Consider the following 6689-nt stretch of genomic DNA (forward strand, 5'->3'; position numbering starts at 1 on the left):
GATGAGTTTATGCTGAAATCTTTGATTGGCATAGCAGGATTTGCTGTAATAGTCAAGCTACATTTAAAATATTTATATCAAATAAAACGATAATAATCCTGATATAATTAGAAAAAAAATATCTTCTAGTAAAAAATCAGCTATTTCTTTTGAATACTTTTCTCCATATTTTTTATCTATTAAATCCTTTAAAATAACTAATCCTATAAAATAAATAAGTAATATTAATGTATTATCTTTAAAAATATAAGCAATTAATATAGAACATATTAAAATTGCTTTGTTTCCAAGAAACAAAACTAAATTTTTTATATGATATTCATAGTATAGACAAATAAGTTGTGTAACAACAAATATAAAATATATAAATAAAATATAATTTATATTTAAAATCATTAAGTTTATATATAAATTAAGATACTTCATAGTTTCCTTCCTCACTGAATATTTTTAATAGTTTTTCTTTTATTTCTTGAGCTTTAGTTTCTGATAATGCAAAACCCCATAGATATTCAGAACTATCTTTATTGGTTATAAACTCTAATGCATACTTTTCTTTGGCATTTTTTTCTGCATCTATATTTTTGATATCACGAATATTTATATTCTTAATTTGTTTAAAGCTAAGTATTTCATTTTTTCTATGTGTTTGTAAAATTATTTTTTTTTCTACAAGGTGTATACATATACTTTCTAAAATAAAATTAGCCCTAATTTTTTTATTCATATGTAGCCAATACATTAAAACTAATGAAATTCTTATAAAAAAAATAATATATGGATATTTTTTTTCAAATTCATTATTTGATAATGGTGAGTTTACATATATTAATAATAGAATAGCTACAATAATGAAATACAGAATTATAATTTTTTTTGTTATCCATCCTTTTTTTATAACAAGTTTATTTTCATTTTCCTTTATTCTCATGTTATCCATTTTTATTGCTCTCCTTTATAGTAATATTTATAATATAACCTTGCCCCTGATGGAATACTTTCATCTTCCCAATATTTTAAAATACTACTATTTTTTATTATATTTATATTTCCTATATCCATAATTGTTGCATGTTTTTCAACATTAGCTGGAACAATTATATCTGATAATTTCTTAGATTTCCCAATATACATTCTTACACCCTGTATATTTAAAAGATTTTTTAGAAAGTTTTTTCCAATAGTTTCTTTTGAAAGAAAATCTACACCTGCAGACCAAGTTAAAATTGATACACTTCCACCAACAGATGTGGATAATTTTTGTATTTCTTCTGGACTATCTGAAGAATATAATCCTATACCTATAGCAGCACTAAGGTCATCATTTCCTACACCAAAACTTAATGTTGTAGCTGTATACTTAACTTCTTTATCATTCTTTAAATCAGTTGAATTATATAAAGATTTTGTAATTGTCCCTCTCATTCCTGAAAGGGTATGTGTAGCTGCCCCTCCTGTTATAAAATATTCTATTGTATGATACTCCCTCCTGTCCATAGGAATACTTTCAGCAAGTTTCTTTCCTTCTTCTCCTGTTATTACATTCTTATTATTTCTTATTGCTCCTAATGTTTCTTCTGTTGCTTCTTTACTTACTAGGTTTTTTGTTCTTTTTTCTAATAAACTTCCTGTATAATTTGCTATATCTTGTGATTTATCTATATCATCTGCTTTACTGTAATGTCCAAACTCATGTCCTAAGGCATTTAGTATTTCATCTCTATTAGCATTTGCTAATTTATTTCTATCAAATACTACTGTGTTTGTTAAAGTATCTGTATAATATGCTCCTTTTGGATCTGTTACATCTGTTAATACCATCTTTATATCTGCTCCTTTGTATCCTTTTGCTCTTAGAGCTTCATTTAAAAGTTTATTCATTACTGATACTTGTTCTACTTGACTTTCATCATCTATTTTCCCATTTCTTATTACATTTTTTTCAAGTATTGATAAATATTCCGGATTCTTTTCTACTTGCTCTCCTATTGCCCTCATCATTGAAGCTTGCTTATATCTTTCCAGTAAATCTCCCTTTGTTTTATCCGTACTTGTTAAAGCAGTTCCTATATCTTCCAATATACCTCCTGCTTTCTTTATTTCATTTCTCTTATCTTCTCCTATTAAATCTGTATGAAATTCTGCATCTAAATGTTTTTCTTCATCTTTTATTTTTTCTTGTGCTTTATTCTTATCTGTATTAAATCCTAAATCTTCTGCTTTAACTTTTTCTCCATTCAACGTAATATCTGTATTTATTGCGCTAGCTCTATTTATTTGTTCCTTATCTATCTTATCATGCTTTACTGATATATTTGGTACATCTGTTCCTATACTTATTCCTCCACCAATATTTTCATATTTATTTTTATCTTCTAAATCTTTTATTGTTATTTTATTAGCAGAGATTTTTAATTTATTTTCTTCACTTTCAGAACCTATTACTGCTCCTATATTTGTTAGGCTGTCTGTATCTACTTTTCCTCCATTTCTTGCAATTAATGTAGTTTGTTTATCTACCCATTCTTTTTCTCCATTTCCTTTACCTCTTGTTCCTGCTTTTGATAGTGATAAATTTGCTATCTGTCCTTTACTTAAGTCAACATTTAAACTAATTCCTGTTTGTGAAGATGAATTAGATGATATAAAGTTTTCCTCGCTTGCTTTTTCACTTTTTTATCTCAACTATAAATCTTTTAATAACTAGCTCAAAATTTATTTGAGCTAGCTAGAAAAAATTTATTTAAATTATTAAATTAAATCTAAAATTGGTTTGAAGGTATTATTCATTTCTAAAAATTCGTCATAAGTCATTTCTACTTTATTATTAAATATTATGTAAACACCATCCAACATTGGGAATACTTTCTTTGCTTTTCCTTCCAACCTTCTTATTATTTCATCTCTGCTTAACTTTAATACTTCTTTGTACATTTCTCCATTAAAATACATTACTGGTTGAAACACAAAGAGATTTTTTCCTAATTTATCTGGAGTAATACCCATACTTTTTAATTTATTATATGCTGGATTTATTGAATATTTTTATTTAAGTGTTTCTGGTGTTCTTCCTTCTTCATAGGCAAAACTGTATGCAATATAACAATCCACTATATATAGTTATGTCATATAACTTATAAGCACTGAAACTACAGACATTATTACGATATCTTCTGCGAAAAATCTTTCGATTTTTAAAATATTTTTTCTATTTTCTTTAATAGTTACTATAAAATAAAGTATAAAAATAGATAACATATAGTACACTAAACTCCCAGATTTCTTTTTTAAAAGTAATTGGTATATTATGAAATAAAACATCAAAATCTTATTACATATAAATAAAAAAATATTATTTCTAGCAAATTTATATTTTAAATATATTAATTGAACTATTACCATAAAAATGTATGAGATAAATATTAAATAGGTATTATTAAATACTCCTTCAATTATTCTTAATTCAAACTTTAACATATTGTTTTAACACCTCATTTAGTATGATGTTTTCTATTTTTTTTAAATTTAAAATTTCTAATTCATTTCCAAATCTACAATAATTTTTTTTACTTTTTATTTCTAATTGATAAAAAGAAATTTTTTCAAAAGTATCAGCTGTTTTAATTATACCTATATTTTCTAAATCAAAAAAAGAAAAATCGTATTCACCTTTTTTATTAACAATTATAATATTCTTAGAATTAAAATTTATTTTCATTATTTCAAGCCACAAATTTTCATGTATTTCTTTATTGTAGAAAAAATAAAAAGAGAATATTACATTAATTTTTAAAATTAATCTAAAAAAATTATTATTAAGGAAAAAAATGGCAAATAATAACAATAATGAAAAATAGTATACTATAATTTTTCTATTTATAATTCCTTTTTTTATAACATAGCATTCAGAATATTTTTTTATTTTTATCATTTTTCCCTACCTTTTAATTTATTTTTATTATAATCATTTAAATAAAATAATCTAATATTTGATGGTAATGATTCTTTTTTATAAAAATCTAAAATATTATACTTTTTTACTGTTGTCTTCACATTTTTATCAATAAGCCCTATATGCCCTTCCATTTTAGCAGTAGCAAAAGATTTTCCACCATAAACTCTAATTCCTTTAATTTTTAATAAATCAGATAAATAAAATGAGTCCGAATTTGAACTTGATAATAAATCTATTCCTATAGTTGTTCCTAAAAATGATATACTACCACCAAAAGATTTATTTACTTTTTGCATTTCTTCATAAGTATCTACAAAATAATACCCAATCCCTGTGCTAATTCCTAAGTCTTTACTTCCTGCCCCTATTGTAATTGTGTTCATTACATATTCACTTATCTCATCCTCTTTTGAATTATATGATGTGAAATATGAGTGTGTATAAGAAGTTCTTGCTTTTTTTAATGTTCCAGCACCTGATATAAAATACTCTGTTGTATGTTTCTCTTTATCCTTTTCATCAAAACTCTTTGCCAAAGCAAATTGCTCTTCTTCACTTATACTTGGAAAATATTTACTGTCTATTGTTTCTAAGTGTTTCTTCTTTTCATTTTCTGTAAATTACTTACTATAATCTGTTTTTCCTATTTTTGATTCTACATATTCTGCTGTATTCTCTCCTTTATCATAAGTATTTAAATGTCCACTTTCATGCGCAAATAAATTACTTATTGGGAAATTACTATCATCTAAATGATAAATTGATATAAAGATTTTCTCTTTTCTTCCTTCTTTACCGTCTATTGCAAATGAAGCCTTTTCATCTGTTAAATATAATTCAGGTAATTCTCCTTTATATCCTAATCTGTTGCTATTTTTAGTTGACTAATCTATTCTATAAGTCATTTCAATTTCTTGAAATGACCTAACAATAGATTATTTCCCTTCTTTTTCTTTTAATTTCTCTAATTTGGCTATAGCTTTTTTTGCTTCATTTCTTTTCCAAGTCATTTTATGTGCTGTGAATGGTTCAAGTTTTTCTATTAAAGATATATCTTTAAACTTAGATAATGCATAAATAGCATGACCATTTACTTCTTCATCATCCAATAAAGAAATTAAAACTTTCTTTACTCTTTCTTCTTTAAATGCACCCATATAATTAACTATCATTTGCCTAGCGCTTCCATTAGATTTGTCAGTAATAATTTCTATGTAATCATCTATATATCTCTTATCTGATATTACTCCAATAGCATTCCCTACTGCCCACTTATCACCTTTTTCACTATCCATTGTTTTATATAGTTTTAATAATTCTTCTGTAGCTTCTGTGTAACCTTCCACTGTTAAACATCTTGCTATCCAAGATTTAGCCATAAAGTCTGTTGTTTTATTTAGCCATTTTAATAATATTGGTATTAAAATTTTATCCTTTTTTCCTATCTTTTTAATATCATTTGGTTTCTTAAAATTATATCCATAAGAGTTTACTTCATTAAGTAATTCTACGTATTCTTTTTTTGTCATTTTATTACTCTCCTATATATTTTATAATTATATTTCCTTTTTCTACTTCTTCCAATAAAGGTTTTGTCAGTTTTGTATTTGGCCGTACTTCTAAATAAAAATCTAATTTTTTCTTTTGTGCATAGAGATTAAAATCTTTTATCTGATTTGTATATGATTGTTTTTTTACATTTTTAATCTCTCTTAAATAACCTTCTACTTCATCTATTTCATCTGGAAATCTCCGTTTAGCAGTTTGTGTAATAGATTCTATCTTAGTCTTTTTAACTTCAGGATTTACTCCAGCATCCAGTTCACCTTGTTTTCCCTTTGCTCTAGCCTCCTCTAATTTATTTTTTGAATTATTATTTTTTACTAAATTACTATTTGAGTTTTCAGGAAGATTGGAACTTATTGCTTTTACTATTCCTCCTGTTCCTATTGCTTTTGATACATCCAATGGAATATTTATTGAGCCTGCTCCTGCTATTGCTACTGTTTCTCCTGCTGGAGTTATTAAGTTTCCTCCTCTAGGTAAGTTAGGTATATCAACTTCTAATACTACTTTTGGAATTTTTGATGATATTGCTGTTGTTGCAAAAGAACTTAACATATCTGTTCCTGATTTTGCATCTAAATATAGTTTTTCTTTTCTTGCATAGACTTCTTTTAGAGTCCCGTATTGAACTTGTCCTGCTGAAATATGTGATAGCTTCTCTGCTTGATAATTCCCAATACCCAGTGTTATAACTTCTCCAAAATTCTTTAAACCTTCAAAAGTATTTTGTGCCATTTTATTATCTTCACTAGTTACAAAATAGTATATAACTTTTCCAGCATTTACAATAGTTTTGACACTTCCTTCAAATGTTGATTCTTTTAGATGGTTTATATAAGGTGTTAATTTAGGATTTTTTGCTATTTCTACTCTTTTATTTGCTCCATCAACGACAACGAAATAATCAAATTCTGTATCAGATTTACTAGCTTCTATTGCTTTTTTTCTACTTTCCTCTATCTTCTTCTGAATATCTGGTTGAGCTGCATATTTTGCATCTTCTGTAAGTTCAAGTTTTATTAAACCTTTTTGGTAAGCATCTGTAACTGTTTTTTCTTTTAATATTTTTAAAGTATCCTCTGAAAACTTAAATTTTCCACCTACATTTATAAGGGAATTTTCATAAGATGTCCCTGTTCTTCTGCTTTTAGCTCCTGAATTTGAAAAA

The 6689-nt window shown here is 25.6% G+C and carries 9 protein-coding genes; all 9 read right to left on the bottom strand.

Going from position 1 to position 6689, the window contains the following annotated elements; all coding sequences use genetic code 11:
* Positions 1–72 precede the first annotated feature (72 nt).
* Positions 73–426 (bottom strand): hypothetical protein, encoded by a 354-nt coding sequence (locus tag Q4A58_RS07685; RefSeq protein ID WP_303118065.1) that lies wholly within the window; start codon positions 424–426, stop codon positions 73–75.
* Positions 413–940 carry a hypothetical protein gene (locus Q4A58_RS07690; RefSeq protein WP_303118066.1) on the bottom strand — a complete coding sequence of 176 codons (528 nt, stop codon included), beginning with the start codon at positions 938–940 and terminating at the stop codon, positions 413–415. Before Q4A58_RS07690 ends, Q4A58_RS07685 begins: the two co-directional genes overlap by 14 nt.
* Positions 941–942: 2 nt before the next feature.
* Complete coding sequence (locus tag Q4A58_RS07695) at positions 943–2241, bottom strand: hemolysin (RefSeq protein WP_368501200.1); 1299 nt, start codon at positions 2239–2241, stop codon at positions 943–945.
* A 510-nt stretch (positions 2242–2751) separates the two neighbouring features.
* Complete coding sequence (locus tag Q4A58_RS07700) at positions 2752–2934, bottom strand: hypothetical protein (RefSeq protein ID WP_303118068.1); 183 nt, start codon at positions 2932–2934, stop codon at positions 2752–2754.
* 186 nt (positions 2935–3120) lie between these two features.
* Entirely contained in the window at positions 3121–3258 is a 138-nt protein-coding gene (locus tag Q4A58_RS07705) for a hypothetical protein (RefSeq protein WP_303118069.1), read from the bottom strand.
* Between the two features lie 205 nt (positions 3259–3463).
* On the bottom strand, positions 3464–3718 hold the full coding sequence (locus tag Q4A58_RS07710) for a hypothetical protein (protein ID WP_303118071.1): 255 nt from the start codon (positions 3716–3718) through the stop codon (positions 3464–3466).
* Positions 3719–3927: 209 nt separating this feature from the next.
* Positions 3928–4491 (bottom strand): hypothetical protein, encoded by a 564-nt coding sequence (locus tag Q4A58_RS07715; RefSeq protein WP_303118073.1) that lies wholly within the window; start codon positions 4489–4491, stop codon positions 3928–3930.
* A gap of 399 nt (positions 4492–4890) precedes the next feature.
* Positions 4891–5484, bottom strand: coding sequence for a HEAT repeat domain-containing protein (locus Q4A58_RS07720; RefSeq protein WP_303118075.1), 594 nt, complete (start codon positions 5482–5484; stop codon positions 4891–4893).
* Between the two features lie 4 nt (positions 5485–5488).
* Positions 5489–6689: putative toxin (locus tag Q4A58_RS07725; RefSeq protein ID WP_303118077.1), on the bottom strand; the 1201-nt coding region annotated here is incomplete at its 5' end.

Origin of the sequence: Fusobacterium sp. (assembly GCF_030528405.1) — a bacterium.
GTDB lineage: Bacteria > Fusobacteriota > Fusobacteriia > Fusobacteriales > Fusobacteriaceae > Fusobacterium.

What these genes read in the sequence shown, in the direction of transcription:
- Q4A58_RS07685 (WP_303118065.1), bottom strand. Translation starts at nt 426, where the DNA reads ATGAAGTATCTTAATTTATATATAAACTTAATGATTTTAAATATAAAT.
- Q4A58_RS07690 (WP_303118066.1), bottom strand. Translation starts at nt 940, where the DNA reads ATGGATAACATGAGAATAAAGGAAAATGAAAATAAACTTGTTATAAAA.
- Q4A58_RS07700 (WP_303118068.1), bottom strand. Translation starts at nt 2,934, where the DNA reads ATGTACAAAGAAGTATTAAAGTTAAGCAGAGATGAAATAATAAGAAGG.
- Q4A58_RS07705 (WP_303118069.1), bottom strand. Translation starts at nt 3,258, where the DNA reads ATGTTATCTATTTTTATACTTTATTTTATAGTAACTATTAAAGAAAAT.
- Q4A58_RS07710 (WP_303118071.1), bottom strand. Translation starts at nt 3,718, where the DNA reads ATGAAAATAAATTTTAATTCTAAGAATATTATAATTGTTAATAAAAAA.
- Q4A58_RS07720 (WP_303118075.1), bottom strand. Translation starts at nt 5,484, where the DNA reads ATGACAAAAAAAGAATACGTAGAATTACTTAATGAAGTAAACTCTTAT.